The following is a 16,160-nucleotide window of genomic DNA, read 5'->3' as shown; positions in this document are numbered from 1 at the left end:
CAGGCTAGCCGGACCAGGCCGCCCCCACCCCGGCGCCGGCGTGCTCCGGCCTCCGCTCGGCCACGCGCTCCTCGATCCGGTCCGCGAGGTGCTCGGCGTCGCGCGCGATCGCGGCGAAGCGCCCCGATCCCCACGTGTGCAGCCACGGCAGGCCGAGGAAGTGCAGGCCGGTGACGGCGCTGGATCCGCGCTGGTGCATCGGGTGCCCGGATCCGTCGAACGCGCCCACCTGCACCCACGAGTAGTCGGACCGGTAGCCGGCCGCCCACACGATGCTCGTGATCCCGGCCTCGGCCAGGTCGAGCCCGGTCTCCTCGCGCTCCGGCCGCCAGACGGGCACGTACCGCGGCTCGGTCGGCGCGTCGATGCCGGCCCGCGCGATGTGCCGGTCGATGTCGTCCTTGATCGACTCCATCACCGAGTCGGCATGGTCGAGCGACGCCTCGACGGTGGGCGTGAAGGCGAGCCGCGTGCCGTCCGCGCCGGCGAGCCGCCCGTGCAGGCGCATGCCGTCCCGGGCGAAGGCGCGCAGGTCGATGTCCCGCCCGCCGCCACGCCCGGTCATGTAGTGGTTGGTCGACTCGCGCTTGGTGAGGCCGCCGACGTGCGCGGTCACGGGGATGTCGTACACGCCCATGTCCTCGAGCCAGGCGATGCAGTCGCGGCCGCGGTACCGGCGGGCGCACCGGGGCGCGGATCCGAGGGCGAGGTGCACCTGGCGACCCGCGAGGTGGAGGTCCTCGGCGATCTGCGCGCCGGACTGGCCGGATCCCACCACGAGCACGGCCCCCTTGGGGAGCGCCTCGGGCGAGCGGTAGTCGGCGGAGTGCACCTGCCGGATGCCGTAGGGGATCCGCGCGGCGGCCGCCGGGAGCACGGGCCGGTGGTAGCCGCCCGTCGCGATGACGACCTGCTCCGCGACGATCGTGCCCTGGTCGGTGACGACCTCGAAGCCGCCCGCGGCCGCCTCGCGCAGCCGGGTGACCAGCACGCCCTCGACCACGGGCGCGTCGAAGGAGTCGGCGTAGCCGCGGATCCACGCGAGCACCTCGTCGCGCGTCATGAAGCCGTCGGGGTCGTCGCCCGCGTACGGGTACCCGGGGAGCCGGCACTGCCAGTTCGGCGTGACGAGCGTGAAGGCGTCCCAGCGCCGGTCGGCCCAGTCGTGCCCGACGCGGTCGCGCTCGAGCACCACGTGCTCGACGCCGCGGCGCGTGAGGTGCCAGCTGATGGAGAGCCCGGCCTGGCCGCCGCCCACCACCGCGACGGGCACGCGCGCGCCGTCGACGACGCGGGTCGCGCGGGTCACGCGCCGGCCCCCGTCGCGGTCGCGGTCGTCGTCGCCGGGTCCGGCAGCGGCGGCTCCATGCGCAGCACCGCCACGGTCCCGCCGTCGAAGCCCGCGGCCGCCCGGAGGATCTCCTCCTCCTGCTGCATCGCGGACGTGCACGCGAACCCGTACCGCGCCCGCACCCGCTCGCTCGCGACGCGCAGCGCCTCGGTGGACCGGCGCACGAAGTCGTCGAGCGGGTACTCGGATCCGGCGGCGAGGTGGTCGTGCATCACGAGGCTCGGCGAGTAGCAGTCGGCCTCGGATCCGTCGGGCCAGCGCACCCGGAAGGTCATCTCAGGCACGGGCCAGCGCCTCCTCGGCGGGGAGGCCGGCGGCGGGGACGCCCTCGCCGGTCCTGTATGCGTCGGGCCGGCGGTCGCGCAGGTGGAACATGCCGCCGCGCATCGCCCGGAACGTGCCCTCGACGTCGATCTCGGCGATGGCCAGCCCCGCGTCGAGCAGCGTCGTCGCGAGCACGTTGCCGCCGGGATCCACGACCTTGGCGTTGCCGACGTAGCGCAGCGACCCGAACGACCCGGCCTGGTTCGAGGCGACCCAGAACACCTGGTTGTCGAGCGCCCGCGCGGAGTCGAAGAGGTTGAACCGGTAGGTCCACCGATCCTGCTGCAGGTCCTCGGCCGTCGCCGTGCGCGCGACCGGCCAGGCCGACATGCTCACGATGATCTCGGCGCCGTCCATCGCGAGCGAGCGGGCCGCCTCGGGGAAGGCCTTGTCGTAGCAGATCTGCATCCCCACGCGGCCGACCGGGGTGTCGAACGCCGCGTAGACGTCGCCCGCGGAGTACGACATGGCCTCGCCGAGAGGCTGGTGCACCTTGCGGTACGAGCCGTGGATCCGGGATCCGTCGAGGCAGACGGCCGCGTTGTACCGCGTCTCGCCGTCGTCGTCGAGCTCGCAGAAGCCGATGCACACGACCATGTCGCCCGCGATCTCCTGCACGCGCCGGATCTCGGGGCCATCGAGGCGGATCGCCGGCGGCAGCGAACGGCTCGTGGTCTTGAGGGTGTCGCCGTGGTTGCCGAGCGAGGAGAGGTAGCCGCCGATCGCGGCCTCCGGGAATGCGATGAGCTGGACGCCGCTCTCCCGGGCCTCGGCGATCAGGCTCGCGATGAGCGCGTAGTTCTGCTCGAGGTCCCGGGTGAAGTTCGCCGAGACGGCGGCGACGGTCGTCGACATCGTGCCTCCTGAGGGGGTCGATCCGGTCGGCGCAGGATCCTGCGCGTGGGGCCCAGTCAAGGCCACGGTGTGTTTCCGCTTGGTTTCGCTCGGAACAAGATCTCGTTTCGCGCGCGCCATCCGCAGGACCCGAATCCGCTCACGACCGGGCCTTCCGGCTCCGACCGCCGACATGGGGTAGCAAATGGAATTGTCGCCGTAATCCGCCCGCAACAGCACGACCGAAGACTCGAGCCAGACCCCGACCCGCCGCATCCGACCGCCAAGGAGAGCACCATGAGCGACGCCGACATCGACCAGCAGATCCTCGACAACATCGAGAGGTCGCGCGAGGAGATCGCGCACCCCTCGCTGCCGAAGGGCAGCAGCATCTACGGGTCGACGAAGATCTTCCCCGACTACACCGCCACCAAGGAGGACCACTACTTCCAGCTCGTGCACGGCATCGCGCACGAGTCGTCGGTGAGCTTCGTCGCCGTGCTGCAGGCCACGCGCGCGCTGCGCAAGGGATTCACGAGCGTCCTGTACTTCTACGGACCCGGATCCCTGAACGCCATCGCCAACCGCGGCTTCCCCACGACGGGCGCCGACGGCTTCCCCGGCGAGAACAACATCAACAACGCCCTCGAGACGTTCATCGGCGAGGGCGGCACCGTCTTCTGCTGCCGCTTCGGCCTGGCGCTGCATGGCGCGCGCGAGGAGGACCTCATAGCGGGCGTGATCCCGTGCCACCCGCTCGACGTGCAGGACGCGGTGATCCACTACGCCCGCAAGGGAGCCATCATCAACAGCACGTACATGGTCTGACCGGTGCGCCCATGACCATCACGAGAGGGACCACGACGCCGAGCCGCGCCCGGCAGTCGGACGCGGATGCGGACGCCGCCGCGCTCACCACGCGCGTCGACATCGCCATCCGCGGGATCCGCGTCGCCGCGCCCGTGCACCGCGAGGGCGGCGCCGGGCCGAGCGACGACGGGCACGTGATGTTCCGCGGGCTGCAGTCCGCGGTGCCGGCCGACCCGGACAGCCCCTACCTCGTCGACGACGGCAGGCTGCTGCTCGACGGCGAGGACACGGGCTACGAGGTGGACGCGGTCGACCGGCCCCGGTTCTACGACCTCGAGACCGCGGACGGCGTCTCCTACGAGAAGATCGCGCGCCTGCACGGCGCCAAGGTGCTGGCCACCACGGTGGTGCAGACGTGCGTGCGGTACGACGAGTCGGAGCGCTGCCGGTTCTGCTCCATCGAGGAGAGCCTCGCCTCGGGCAGCACCATCGCGGTCAAGACGCCGGCCATGCTCGCGGAGGTCGCGGAGGCGGCCTGGCGGCTCGACGGCGTCGAGCAGATGGTGATGACCACGGGCACGAGCAACGGGCGCGACCGCGGGGCCACCCACCTCGCGCGCTGCGTCCGGGCCATCAAGCAGGCCGTCCCCGACCTCATGATCCAGGTGCAGTGCGAGCCGCCCGCGCAGCTGTCGACCATCACCGACCTGTACGAGGCCGGCGCGCGGTCCATCGGGATCCACGTGGAGTCGATGGACGACGACGTGCGCCGCCGCTGGATGCCGGGCAAGTCCCGCGTCTCGATGGACGAGTACCGCGCCGCGTGGCGGGAGGCGGTGCGCGTCTTCGGCCGCAACCAGGTCTCCACCTACCTGCTGGTGGGGCTCGGCGAGGATCCGGACGAGATGGTCGCCGGCGCCCAGGAGCTCATCGAGATGGGCGTCTACCCCTTCATCGTGCCGTTCCGGCCGCTGCGCGGGACGCTCGCGACGGACGTCGACCACGTGCCGGCGCCCGAGGGATCCGTGCTCCGCGACGTGACGTTCCGCGTCTCGCGCGCGCTCCAGGCCGCCGGGATGCGCGGCGCCGACCAGAAGGCGGGCTGCGCGGCCTGCGGCGCCTGCTCCGCCCTGCAGACCGCCGGGGGCTGATCCGTGCTCCTCGACGTCCCCGCCCTCATGGGCCCGCCGGTCGTCCGGTCGGCGCCGGCGTTCCTCGTGTCCGAGGCGGACCGGCGCGACCTCGACGCCTACCGGCGCCTGCGGCACGACGCGTTCGTCGAGGAGCAGGGGATCTTCGCGGGCACCGACCTCGACGCGCTCGACGAGGATCCGCGCACGGTCGTGCTGGTCGCGCGCGCCGCCGGCGAGGTCGTCGGCGGCGTGCGGCTCGCGCCCGTCGGTGTCCGGGACATCGGCTGGTGGACCGGGTCGCGGCTGGTCGTGGCGCCCGGCGCACGCGGGATCCGCGGCGTCGGCTCGGCGCTCGTGCGGGCCGCCGCGGTGCACGCGGAGCAGGCCGGCGTGCTGCGCTTCGACGCGACCGTGCAGGCGCGCAGCGCGGTGCTCTTCCGGCGGTTGGGCTGGATCCCCACCGGCACCGCGGTCGTCGGCGGCGTCGACCACGTGACCATGCGCTGGCCCATCGGCCGGATCCAGCGGCTCGTCGACGCGACCAAGGCGCACCTCGCCGCTGTGCTCGAGCCCGGTGCGTCCGGCGATCCCGCCGCCCTCGGCGCCCTCGGCGGGCCCGGCTGGGTGGGCGACGACGGCGCCCCCGTGCCCGGCACCGACGTGATCGCCGCCTGCGACGCGATCCTCCCCTGCATGGTGGAGCGGGATCCCGAGTGGGCCGGCTGGTGCGGCGTGCTCGTCAACGTCAACGACCTCAGCGCGATGGGCGCGACCCCCGTGGGCCTCCTCGACTCCGTGGCGGGGCGCGACGCCGCGTCCGTCCGCCGCGTGATGGCCGGCGTCCGCCGCGCCGCCGCGGCCTGGGGCATCCCCGTCCTCGGCGGGCACACGCAGCTCGGCGTGCCCGCCGCCCTCAGCGTCACCGCCCTCGGCAGGACCGCCGAGCCGGTCCCCGGGGGCGGTGGCTCCGCCGGCCAGGCCCTGAGCCTCACGGTCGACGTGTCCGGATCCTGGCGGTCCGGCCACCGCGGAGCGCAGTGGAACTCGACCGAGGAGCGCTCCCCCGCGGAGCTCCGCGACCTCGCCGCGACCGTCGCGCGCGCCCGCCCGGCCGCCGCGAAGGACGTGAGCATGGCCGGGATCGTCGGCACCGCCGGCATGCTCGCGGAGGCGAGCGGGACGGGCGCGGTGGTCGACGTCGCGGACGTGCCCGTGCCCGGATCCGCCGACGTCGCGATGGGCGACTGGCTCACCTGCTTCCCCGGGTTCGGGATGCTGACCGCGGACGCCCCGGGCGCCTCGCGCATGGCGTCGCCGCACGCGACGACCGCGGGGATCGGCCGGCTGACCGCCGAGCCCGGGGTGGGGCTCCGCTGGCCCGACGGCATCGTGACGCCCGCGGTCGCCGCGGGCGTCACGGGCCTCGGCGCGGCCTGAGCCGGGCGCGGAGCCCGGGCCTCAGTACTCGATGCGCCCGTGCCGGCTGTGGAACTCGCCGGTCGGCCCGTCGGGTCCGACGAGCGCCATCGCGACGGTCGCGTCGGTGCCCTCGGTCACGGTCTGGTGGCCGCTGTTGCCGTTGAAGTCGGTGGCCGTGTAGCCGGGGTCGGTCGCGTTGACCCGGAAGCCCGGCAGGTTCTTGGCGTACTGCACGGTCGCGGTGATCACGGCGGCCTTCGACGCCGCGTAGGGGATCGCGAGCACGTGGCTCTCGTCGGTGCCGTCGCCGCGGAGGGCGCGGGGCCAGCCGACGCCGGAGGAGACGTTCACGATGACGGGCGCGGCGGAGGCGCGCAGCAGCGGCAGCGCCGCCTGCGTGACCCGGACGATGCCGACGACGTTCGTCTGCAGCACCGCGGCCATCGCCTCCGGGGTGAGGTCGTCGACGCCGAACGAGGTGCCGAGGATGCCGGCGTTGTTGACGAGCACGTCCAGCTCCGGGAGCTCGGACATCGCGCGGTCGACGCTCGCCTGGTCGTCGACGTCGAGCTGCACGGGGTGGGCGCCGAGGGCGCGGGCGGCGTCGCCGTCGGCGGTGTCGCGCATGCCGGCGTAGACGGTGTGGCCGGCCTCGATGAGGCGGCGGGCGGTCTCGAGGCCGAGGCTGCGGTTGGATCCGGTGATCAGTGTCGTGGTCATGCATCGAGCCTGCGCCCCGCCCGCCGCATCGCCCAGGCACCGGTCGACGGGAGGACCGGCGGTACCAGGCTGATCCGTCTCCCCGCGCGCAGGATGGGGGCATGACCGAATTCGCGAGCGTCCTCCGCTCCTGGCGCGAGCGCGTGCAGCCGGCCGACGTGGGCCTTCCCGCAAGATCCCACCGCCGCACCGCGGGCCTCCGCCGCGAGGAGCTCGCCGCGCTCGCGGGCGTGAGCGTCGACTACGTCGTGCGGCTCGAGCAGGGCCGGTCGGTGAACCCGTCGCCGCAGATGCTCGGCGCGCTCGCCCGGGCGCTCCGCCTCACCGAGGACGAGCGCGACCACCTGCACCGGGTCGCGGGCGTCGCCCCGCCCGGTCGCGGCGAGGTGCCGCGGCACATCACCCCGGGCGTGCACCGGATCGTCGACCGGCTCGGCGACGTGCCCATCGCCGTGTTCACGGCGACGCACGACATGCTGCTCTGGAACCCGCTGTGGGCGGCGCTGAACGGGGATCCGTCGACGCGCACCGGCTGGGACCGCAACCTCGTCTGGACCTACTTCACGCAGGGGCACGCGGGCACCGACTTCGACGCCGTGCACGAGGAGGAGTTCGCGCGCGACCTCGCGGCCGACCTGCGCACCGCGGTCGGCCGCTACCCGGAGGACCGCGCGCTCGCCCGGCTCGTCGCCCGCCTGCGCGCCGAGGTGCCGGAGTTCGAGCGCCGGTGGAGTGAGGCGCGCGTCGCCGAGCACCGGTCGAGCCGCAAGACCGTCACGAGCACGCCGGTCGGCCCCATCACGATCGACTGCGACACCCTCTCGGTGCCGGGCAGCGACCTCCGCATCGTCGTCTACACGGCCGAGCCCGGCAGCACGGACGAGGCGCGGCTGGATCTCCTCCGCGTCACCGGCCTGCAGGCGCTGACGACGGCGCCCGTGGAGGTGGCGGGGGCCTGACGGCGCCTGACGGCGCCGGCCGGGCGGCGCAGGGTCAGCGCGCCGCGGCGATCCGGTCGAGCCACTCCGCGAGGAGCGACCGCTCGCCGGCGCTGAGGCGGTCCGCGTCGGCCACGTGCGCCCGCAGCGCGACGGCGCGCTCGACGAGGCCGGGCTCGCGCCGGGCGCGGGTGCGCTCCGGGGGCGTGAGGATCCTGTCGAGCACCGCGTCGCGCATGGCGTCGACGAGCCCGCGGTCGCGCTGCGCGGCCGGGCGGCGGATCGTCGAGAGGAGCGCGCCCGTGGCGGCCGCGTGGATCAGCTCGACCGCGAGCGGCTCGGCGACGCGCAGGCGCCCGGCGAGGGCGACGCGGTGCACGCGCTCCTCCAGCAGCGCGACGCCGGCGCGCACGGCGGGCGAGCCCTCCCCGCGGGCGGGGTCGCTCATGAGCGCGTACAGCTCGGGGTTGTCGAGCGCGAAGGCGATGGTCGCGTCCCAGCCCGCGCGGAGGTCGTCGACCGCGTCCGCGGCGCGCTCGGCGGCGGCACGGATCACGACGGCCTTTGTCGCGGCGAACCGCGTCATCTCGGTCTCGGCGACGGCGTCGAGGAGGCCCTCCTTGTCGCCGAAGAGCCGGTAGATCGTGGGCGCCTGCACGCCGGCGGCCTCCGCGACCGCGCGCGTGGTGACGGCGGCGCGGCCCTCGGCGCGCAGCAGGTCGGCGGCGACGTCGACGATGCGATCGCGGGTCCCGGCGCGCGCGTCGGCCGGGGCGGAGGTCTCGACGGTCATGGATCGACGATAACGCACACGCGTTAGCGCACTGCTTCCCGTGCTACCGTTCACGTGTTATCACCGCTACCACGAGAGGCAGATCCATGATCACCATCACCGGAGCCACCGGCGCGCTCAACGGCGCCACCGCCGAGCACCTGCTCGCGCGCATCCCCGCCACGGAGCTCGTCGTCGTCGCCCGGGATCCCGAGAGCGCGCGCTCCTTCCCCGACCGCGGCGTCGAGGTGCGCCGCGGCGACTACGCCGACGCGGCCTCCCTGCCCGCCGCCTTCGCGGGCGCCGACCAGCTCCTGCTCGTGTCCTCCAGCGACCCCCGCGCCGACGCGGTGGCGCTTCACCGCACGGCGATAGAGGCTGCGGTCGAGGCGGGCGTCGACCGGATCCTCTACACGAGCCACCAGGGCGCCGCCGAGGACTCGCCCTTCGGCCCCGCGCGGGACCACATCGCGACCGAGCGGATCCTCGCGGACTCCGGCGTCCCGTGGACCGCGCTCCGCAACGGCTTCTACCTGCACAGCGTCGACCTGCTGCTCGGGGCCTGGCGCGAGACGGGCGTGATCCGCGTCCCCGCGGATGGCCCGGTCTCGTGGACGGCGCGCGCCGACGCCGCGGAGGGCGCCGCCCGCATCCTGCTCGCCGACGCGCCGCTCGACGGGCCCGTCATGCTCACCGCGGGCGAGGCGCCGACCATGGCCGACGTCGCCGAGCAGGCGTCCGAGGTCGCCGGCCGCGAGGTGCGCCTCGAGCTCGTGGACCCGGAGGAGTGGATCGCCGGGCTCGTCGCGGCGGGCACGCCGGAGGCGGTCGCGCGCTTCCTGATCACCCTGCCGCTGGCGGCGGCGGGCGGCTTCTTCGCGGGCACGGATCCGCTGCTCGGCGAGCTCCTCGGCCGCGAGCCGGAGACCGTGCGCGACCACCTCGCGCGCGGCTGACCCGCAGCCGCCGCGCACGACCGAGCCCCGGCCGCCGCGTCTCGAGGACGCGGCGCCGGGGCTCCGTCGTGCGGGCGGGATCAGCTGGTCGCGAGCACCCGCTCGGCCACCCCGACGCGCTCGACCGACGTACCCACGTACCGCTCGTCCGCGATCGTGACGTGGTGCGCGGATCCGGTGACCGCGATCGCGGCCTCCGTCTCCTTCACGGCGCTCGACGGTCCGACCCACAGCTCGACCGCGCCCGGCTCGACGATGCGGCGGTACCGCAGGTCGGTGAGGGCGAGGCGGGTGGTGGGCACCCGGAACGTGACGCGCGCCGACTCCCCGGCGGCCAGATCCAGCCGCAGGTAGCCGAGCAGCTGCGCGACGGGCCGCGTGACGCTGCCCTGCACGTCGCGCGCGTAGAGCTGCACGACGTCGGTGCCGTCGCGGTCGCCCGCGTTGCGCACCTCGACGGTCGCGGTGAAGGACTCCCCCGCGACCACCTCGGCGGCGTCCACCCGCAGATCCGAGCGCGAGAACGTCGTGTACGACAGGCCGTGCCCGAACGGGAGGACGGGCGTGGGATCCGCGCTCGTCACCTCGGACGGGCCCCCGAGGATCGGGTGCAGGTACGAGAACGGCTGCGCGCCCGCGGACCGCGGGAGCGACACCGGCAGGCGGCCCGACGGCGACACCCGACCGGAGAGGACGCCCGCGATCGCGGACCCGCCCTCCTCGCCCGGGAAGAACGCCTGGAGCACGGCGGCGGGAGCGGACTCACCCTCGATGGCCCACGCCACCGCGTACGGCCGGCCGGTGAGCAGCACCACGACCACGGGGGTCCCGGTGGCGCGCACGGCCTCGACCAGCTCGCGCTGGACGCCGGGCAGCTCGAGGCTCTCGACGTCGTTGCCCTCGCCGACCGTGCCGCGGCCGAACAGGCCCGCCCGGTCGCCGACGACCACGACCGCGAGGTCGGATCCACGCGCGGCCTCGACCGCGGCGTCGAAGCCGGAGCGGTCGTCGCCCTCGACGTCGGCGCCGGGCGCGAGCACGAGCTCCGAGTCGGGCAGCTCCGTGCGGAGCGCCTCGGCGACGGTCGGGATCGCGAACCCGAGCGGCGTGCCCGGGTGGTGCGCGAGCACGTGGTTCGCGAACGAGTAGCAGCCCATGAGCGCCTCGGCGCTGTCGGCGTTCGGGCCGATGAGCGCGATGCGCCCGGGAGCGCTGCGGTCGCCGCCCGCGAGCGGCAGCGTGCCGTCGTTCGCGAGCAGCACCACGGACTCCTCCGCGAGACGACGCGCGACGTCCCGGTGGGCCGGGGTGTCGAGGTCGATCTCGGTGGGCGGCGCGTCGAAGGTCGCGTCGAGGAGCCCCAGCTCCTCCTTCTCGTCGAGCACGCGGAGCACCGCGCGGTCGACGAGCGACTCGTCGGCGAGCCCGGCGCGGATCCGCTCCGCCAGCGGCGCGAGGTACGCGTCGCCGGTCGGCAGCTCCACGTCGATGCCGGCCTCGAGGGCCAGCGCCGCCGCCTCGCCGCGGTCGCCCGCGACGGCGTGCATCACCTGGAGGAACGCGACCGAGAAGTAGTCGGAGACCACGACGCCGTCGAAGCCCCAGCGCCCGCGGAGCACGTCGGTGAGGTACTCGGGCGTGGCCCCGACGGGCGCGCCGTCGATCTCCGCGTACGAGTTCATGACCGAGCGCACGCCGCCGTCGAGCACCGCCATCTCGAAGGGCGGCAGCAGCACGTCCTCCACGAAGCGCGGGCCCACGTGCGCGGGCGCGTGGTTGCGGCCGGACTGCGAGACCGAGTAGCCGACGAAGTGCTTGAGCGTCGCGTGGATCCCGGCCGACTGCAGGCCCTTCACGTACGCGGTGCCGATGGTGCCGACCACGTACGGGTCCTCGGCGATGCACTCGTCGACGCGACCCCAGCGGGCGTCGCGGATCACGTCGAGCACGGGCGCGAGGCCCTGGTGCACGCCGAGCTCGGCCATGGATCCGCCGATGAGCGCGGCCATCTCCTCCACGAGGCCCGGGTCGAAGGACGCGCCCCAGGCGAGCGGCGTGGGGAAGGTCGCGGCCTGCCACGCGGCGAGCCCGGTGAGGCACTCCTCGTGGACGAGCGCCGGGATCCCCAGACGCGTCTCCGTCTGGAGCCGCCTCTGCTCGGCCCAGAGCCACGACGCGCGCTCGACCGGATCCACGGGCCGCGTGCCGTACACGCGGGTGAGGTGCCCGAGGCCGTGCTCGGTCGCCTCCTCGTAGCGGCCGGTCGTGGCCATCTCGCCCTGCATGGGCGCGACGACCTCGCCGCCCTGGTCGACCCAGTAGCCGACGATCTGCGCGAGCTTCTCCTCCAGGGTCATGCGCGCGTGCAGCTCGCGCACGCGCTCCGACACCTCGGGCAGCGCGACGGCGCCCGATGGCGCCTCCGCCCCGGTCACCCCTTCACCGCGCCGGTGAGGCCGCCGACGATGCGGCGCTCGAAGATGGAGAAGAAGATGAGCGCGGGGATCATCGAGAGCGACGTGAACGCCAGCACCTTGGCCGTGTCCACGGAGTACTGCGACGAGAACGACTGCACGCCGAGCGGCAGCGTGTAGATCGACGGATCGCTCAGGAGGAACAGCGGGAGCAGGTAGGAGTTCCAGCTGCCGATGAACGCGAGGATCCCGACCGTGATGACGCCCGGCATCGACAGCCGCACGACCATGCGGAAGAAGAAGCCGATGCGGCTGCACCCGTCGATGAACGCGGCCTCCTGGATCTCGTCCGGGATGGCCCGCAGGAACGGCACCAGGATGATGATCGTCGTCGGGAGCGCGAACGCGATCTGCGGGAGGATGATCCCCGGCAGCGAGTTCGTGAGGCCGAGCGAGCGGATCACGATGTAGAGCGGCGTGATGGCGACCGTGATGGGGAACATGAGCCCCGACGCGAAGAGCGCGTAGAGCGCACCCCGGCCGAAGAACGTGTACCGGGCCAGCACGTAGCTCGCCATGAGGCCGAGCACGACCGCGCCGACCGTGGTGCCGATCGCGGCGATGAGCGAGTTGCCCACCTGGCGCCAGAACATCGAGCCGGTGAGGACGTCGAGGTAGTTGCCGATCTGCCACGGCGACGGGAAGCCCGCCGGGTCGGTCGTGATCTGCGCGTTCGTGCGGAACCCGCCCAGGATGATGTACGCCACCGGCGTGAGCATCAGGGCGATGAGCACGACCGCGACGAGGTAGGGGATCGGGTTGTTGCCCTGGCCGGGCGTCTTGGCCCGCTTGGGCTTCGGCGCCTTCGCCGAGTAGGTGGGATCGAGGTCCGCGTTGCGCGGAGCCGCGGTGACGACGCTCACTTCTTCTTCTTCCTTCCCGCACCCGTGAGGGCGCCGGCGGTGTCCCGGTTGAGCACGAACCGCTGGTAGACGAGCGCGACGACCAGGGAGATGAGGAACAGCACCACGGCGACGGCGTTGCCGTACCCGTAGTTGCCGGATCCGCGTCCGTTGGCCACGAGGTACGTGGCCATGGTCGAGGTGCCCGCGGTGGCGGAGATGTACTGGCCCCAGATGATGTAGACGAGGTCGAACAGCTGCAGCGAGCCGATGATCGACAGGAACGCCCAGATGCGCAGCGTCGGAGCCAGCAGCGGCAGCGTGATGCGCCGCTGGATCTGCCAGTACGACGCGCCGTCGATGGCGGCCGCCTCGGAGAGCTCCTCGGGGATGCCCTGGAGGCCGGCGAGGAAGAGGATCACCGCGAAGCCGATGTACTTCCACGTGATGATCGTCATGAGCGACCAGATCGCGATGTCCGGGTTGGCGAGCCAGTCCTGCTGGAGGTCCGCCAGGCCGATGTTCGCGAGGAAGCCGTTGAGCGCGCCCGAGCCCTGGAGCATGAGGCTCCAGCCGGTGCCGACGACGACCTCGGAGATGACGTAGGGCACGAAGATCAGCACGCGGATGAGCGACTGGCCGCGCAGCTTCCGATTGAGGAGGAGCGCCACCATGATCGCGACCGGGCCCTGGAGCACGAGCGACAGGACCACGATGACGGCGTTGTGCATCAGCGCCTCGTGGAACGTGGGGTCCTGGAGGATCGTGATGTAGTTCCGGAAGCCCACGAAGATCGTGGGCGGGCCGAAGCCCTGCCAGCTGAAGAAGCCGTAGTAGGCCGCCATCACCACGGGGTAGATGACGAAGCCGAGGAAGAAGAGGAGGGCCGGGCCGACGAGGATGAGGACCTCGAGGCGACCGGTCCAGCCGAGGCCGCGGCGTCGCGCACGCACCGCCGAGGGCGGCGTCGTCACGACGCCGCCCTCGGGGTGTGCAGGATCAGCCGCGGGACGCTGCTCGTCGAGCGAGCTCTCGCGGATAGCCATGTCGGATCGCCTAGGCCTTCTTGGCCGCGTCGCCGACGGTCTGGATGAGCTTCTCCGGGCTGCCGTCGCCCGCCATGAGGTCGACGACGCCGACGTTCATCGCGTTGCCCACGTTCAGGCCGTAGACCGTGTCGAGCCACTGGGAGACGTAGGGCGCGTCGTTGTACGCCGTGATGATCTCCTGCAGGTAGGGCTCGGTGACCGCGCTCTGCGCCTCGGTGTTCACGGGCGGGGCGTTGAAGGCCGCGTAGTACTCCTTCTGCACGTCGGCGGTGCCGATGTAGTTGAGGAAGTCGACGCACTCCTTCGGGGCCTGCGCGGAGCAGGAGTACCCGTCGATGCCGCCCATGATGGAGCCGGGCGCGCCCTCGCCGCCGGAGATCTCCGGGAAGGGGAACCAGGAGAGGTCGGCCAGCGGCTTCTGGTCGGGGGTCAGGCCCGCGATGACTCCCGGGTCCCAGGCGCCCATGAGCTCCATGGCGGCCTGCTTGTTGGCGATGAGGCCGGCGGAGCTGCCCGCGCCCTGCTGCGCCGCGGTGGTGAGGAAGCCGTCGTTGAAGGGGTTCGTGCCCACGAGGTCCTCGACGTCCTGGCCCGCCTTGATCCAGCACTCGTCGCTGAAGTCCTTGTCGGTGGCGGCCTGCTCGAGCGTGTCCGAGCTGCACTCGCGGAGCGCGAAGTTGAAGTACCAGTGCGCGGCGGGCCAGGCGTCCTTCGCGCCGAGCGCGATGGGCGCGACGCCCGTGGCCTTGAGCTTGTCGACGGCCGCGTCGAGCTCGTCCATGGTCTTCGGCGTCTCGGTGATGCCGGCCGCGGTGAAGAGGTCCTGGCTGTAGAAGATGCCGCTGGGGAGCACGGCGACGGGCATGGCGTAGGCCTTGCCGTCGATCGAGTTCGCGTCGAAGGCGCTCTCCGCGATGCCGGCCTTCGCGTCGGCGGAGATGCCGTCGGTGATGTCCATGACCTGGCCAGCCGCGACCGTGGCGGCGAGCTTGCCGCCACCGCGCTGCAGGAAGAGGTCGGGTGCGTCGCCGGAGTTGAGCGCCGTCTGGAGCTTGCCGTCGAGGTCCTCGTTCTGGACCGACGTGGGGGTGACCGTGACGCCGGGGTTGGCGGCGTTGAAGTCCGCGGTCGTCTTGTCCCAGAACGCCTTGCCGGGGCCGGTGGTGGAGTTGTGCCACAGCGTCATCTCGACGGGGCCGCCGTCGTCGCTGCTGCCCGAGCCGCCGCTGCAGCCGGTGAGGGCGAGAGCCCCCACGAGCAGGGCCGCGGATCCCGTGAGGATCTTCCGTGCCTTCATGTCGTTCTACCTGTCTCTTCATTGAGCGCACCCTGGTGGGTGTCGGGGGGGGGGGACGTGCTCGAGCCGCGTGCCTGGTGCTGTGGGGATGCGACTCGAACCGGGCCCATGTCGCGTCGTCGCGTCGTCGCTTCGTCGTGACGGGGGCCGGTCGGGCCAGTCTCGGTCGCGGTCCGATCATCGTCAAACGTTTTCGAAATCCTTTTCCCCGGGCGTAGGGTCCAGTCCATGTCCCGCCGCCCCACCATCCACGACGTCGCCGCTGCCGCCGGCGTCTCGGTGTCGACCGTGTCCAAGGCGGTGAACGGTCGCTACGGCATCTCGGCCGAGACGTCGCGCCGCGTCATGGAGGTCGTCGAGCGCCTCGGCTACGAGTCCAGCCTCGTCGCGAGCAGCATGCGCTCCCACCGCACCGGCGTGATCGGCGTGCTCGTGGCGGACTTCGAGCCGTTCAGCGCCGAGATCCTCAAGGGCGTGGGCGCGGCCCTCCGGAAGTCGCGCTACGACCTGCTGGCCTACAGCGGATCGCGCCAGGTGGACGGCACGGGCTGGGAGCGGCGGTCGCTCAGCCGGCTGAGCGGCACCCTCATCGACGGCGCGATCATGGTGACGCCCACTGTCGTGACCGCGCAGACCGAGATCCCCGTCGTCTCCATCGACCCGCACACCGGACCCGCCGACCTGCCGAGCGTCGAGTCCGACAGCCTCGGCGGCGCGCTCCAGGCGACGCGGCACCTCCTCGAGCTCGGGCACCGGCGGATCGGGTTCCTCGCCGGTCGCCCGGACCTCCGCTCCGCGAGCCTGCGCGAGGCCGGGTACCGGCGGGCCCTCCACGACGCCGGCATCGCGTTCGACCCGGCGCTCGTGCGCGCGGGCCTCTTCCTCACGGCGCCCGCGCGGGAGCCCGCGCGCGCCCTGCTGTCGATGTCGGACCGGCCGACCGCGATCTTCGCGGCCAACGACCTCTCGGGCATCGCGATCCTGCAGGTGGCCGCCGAGCTCGGGATGCGCGTCCCCGAGGACCTCTCCGTGATCGGCTTCGACGACATCCCGGAGGCCTCGCAGATGACGCCGCCGCTCACCACGATCCGCCAGCCCATGCAGCGCCTCGGGACGACCGCCGTGGATCTCCTCATGTCGCTGATGGGAGGCACCGAGCCCGACGCGATGCGCGTGCAGCTGCCGACGCGGCTCGTGCGCCGCGCGACGACGGGTCCGCCGCCGGCGCGCTCGCGGTGACC

The 16,160-nt window shown here is 73.2% G+C and carries 15 protein-coding genes; 6 read left to right on the top strand and 9 right to left on the bottom strand.

All coding sequences use genetic code 11. The annotated features are described in order from the left end of the window. Nucleotides 1–4 precede the first annotated feature (4 nt). From BFL37_RS10240 to BFL37_RS10230, 3 genes are read right to left on the bottom strand one after another with little or no spacing between them, the layout of a single operon-like run. Entirely contained in the window at nt 5–1,309 is a 1,305-nt protein-coding gene (locus BFL37_RS10240; protein ID WP_241533950.1) for an MSMEG_0569 family flavin-dependent oxidoreductase, read from the bottom strand. Continuing rightward, a complete protein-coding gene (locus BFL37_RS10235) occupies nt 1,306–1,626 on the bottom strand; it encodes an MSMEG_0570 family nitrogen starvation response protein (RefSeq protein ID WP_241534037.1) in 321 nt (106 codons plus the stop codon). Before BFL37_RS10235 ends, BFL37_RS10240 begins: the two co-directional genes overlap by 4 nt. Before the next feature lies 1 nt (nt 1,627). Then, nucleotides 1,628–2,530 carry a carbon-nitrogen hydrolase family protein gene (locus BFL37_RS10230; RefSeq protein WP_086515019.1) on the bottom strand — a complete coding sequence of 301 codons (903 nt, stop codon included), beginning with the start codon at nt 2,528–2,530 and terminating at the stop codon, nt 1,628–1,630. Between the two features lie 276 nt (nt 2,531–2,806). On the opposite strand from BFL37_RS10230, the gene BFL37_RS10225 reads away from it, so the two are divergent. Genes BFL37_RS10225 through BFL37_RS10215 form a run of 3 tightly spaced genes read left to right on the top strand, consistent with a single transcriptional unit; the run spans nt 2,807 to nt 5,889 of the window. Beyond that, the gene (locus BFL37_RS10225) at nt 2,807–3,337 is read left to right on the top strand and encodes an MSMEG_0572/Sll0783 family nitrogen starvation response protein (RefSeq protein WP_086515018.1); all 531 of its coding nucleotides are present in this window, start codon (nt 2,807–2,809) and stop codon (nt 3,335–3,337) included. Between the two features lie 11 nt (nt 3,338–3,348). Beyond that, nucleotides 3,349–4,470, top strand: coding sequence for an MSMEG_0568 family radical SAM protein (locus tag BFL37_RS10220; protein ID WP_086515017.1), 1,122 nt, complete (start codon nt 3,349–3,351; stop codon nt 4,468–4,470). A 3-nt stretch (nt 4,471–4,473) separates the two neighbouring features. Continuing rightward, nucleotides 4,474–5,889, top strand: coding sequence for an MSMEG_0567/sll0787 family protein (locus tag BFL37_RS10215; protein ID WP_241533949.1), 1,416 nt, complete (start codon nt 4,474–4,476; stop codon nt 5,887–5,889). Nucleotides 5,890–5,910: 21 nt separating this feature from the next. Here the strand turns inward: BFL37_RS10215 and BFL37_RS10210 are convergent, their stop codons facing one another. Continuing rightward, a complete protein-coding gene (locus BFL37_RS10210; RefSeq protein ID WP_086515016.1) occupies nt 5,911–6,591 on the bottom strand; it encodes an SDR family NAD(P)-dependent oxidoreductase in 681 nt (226 codons plus the stop codon). A gap of 101 nt (nt 6,592–6,692) precedes the next feature. On the opposite strand from BFL37_RS10210, the gene BFL37_RS10205 reads away from it, so the two are divergent. Beyond that, entirely contained in the window at nt 6,693–7,550 is an 858-nt protein-coding gene (locus BFL37_RS10205; protein ID WP_086515015.1) for a helix-turn-helix transcriptional regulator, read from the top strand. Between the two features lie 34 nt (nt 7,551–7,584). On the opposite strand, the gene BFL37_RS10200 is transcribed toward BFL37_RS10205, so the two are convergent. Continuing rightward, nucleotides 7,585–8,322, bottom strand: coding sequence for a TetR/AcrR family transcriptional regulator (locus BFL37_RS10200; RefSeq protein ID WP_086515014.1), 738 nt, complete (start codon nt 8,320–8,322; stop codon nt 7,585–7,587). Between the two features lie 86 nt (nt 8,323–8,408). Between BFL37_RS10200 and BFL37_RS10195 the strand changes: the two genes are divergently transcribed. Continuing rightward, the gene (locus BFL37_RS10195; RefSeq protein ID WP_086515013.1) at nt 8,409–9,257 is read left to right on the top strand and encodes an NAD(P)H-binding protein; all 849 of its coding nucleotides are present in this window, start codon (nt 8,409–8,411) and stop codon (nt 9,255–9,257) included. A gap of 80 nt (nt 9,258–9,337) precedes the next feature. Here the strand turns inward: BFL37_RS10195 and BFL37_RS10190 are convergent, their stop codons facing one another. The 4 genes from BFL37_RS10190 to BFL37_RS10175 form a co-directional block, all read right to left on the bottom strand. Further along, nucleotides 9,338–11,614: a glycoside hydrolase family 3 N-terminal domain-containing protein gene (locus tag BFL37_RS10190; protein ID WP_431305860.1), complete on the bottom strand. Its 2,277-nt coding sequence runs from the start codon at nt 11,612–11,614 to the stop codon at nt 9,338–9,340. Between the two features lie 74 nt (nt 11,615–11,688). Then, nucleotides 11,689–12,594: a carbohydrate ABC transporter permease gene (locus BFL37_RS10185; protein ID WP_086515011.1), complete on the bottom strand. Its 906-nt coding sequence runs from the start codon at nt 12,592–12,594 to the stop codon at nt 11,689–11,691. Next, nucleotides 12,591–13,619: a carbohydrate ABC transporter permease gene (locus tag BFL37_RS10180; protein ID WP_086515010.1), complete on the bottom strand. Its 1,029-nt coding sequence runs from the start codon at nt 13,617–13,619 to the stop codon at nt 12,591–12,593. Before BFL37_RS10180 ends, BFL37_RS10185 begins: the two co-directional genes overlap by 4 nt. Nucleotides 13,620–13,629: 10 nt before the next feature. Beyond that, complete coding sequence (locus tag BFL37_RS10175; RefSeq protein ID WP_086515009.1) at nt 13,630–14,919, bottom strand: extracellular solute-binding protein; 1,290 nt, start codon at nt 14,917–14,919, stop codon at nt 13,630–13,632. 228 nt (nt 14,920–15,147) lie between these two features. Between BFL37_RS10175 and BFL37_RS10170 the strand changes: the two genes are divergently transcribed. Beyond that, on the top strand, nt 15,148–16,158 hold the full coding sequence (locus BFL37_RS10170) for a LacI family DNA-binding transcriptional regulator (RefSeq protein WP_086515008.1): 1,011 nt from the start codon (nt 15,148–15,150) through the stop codon (nt 16,156–16,158). Nucleotides 16,159–16,160: the final 2 nt, after the last annotated feature.

It is taken from the genome of Clavibacter michiganensis, from assembly GCF_002151125.1.
Lineage (GTDB): Bacteria > Actinomycetota > Actinomycetes > Actinomycetales > Microbacteriaceae > Clavibacter > Clavibacter michiganensis_C.
This window is presented reverse-complemented; position numbering and strand designations above follow the sequence as displayed.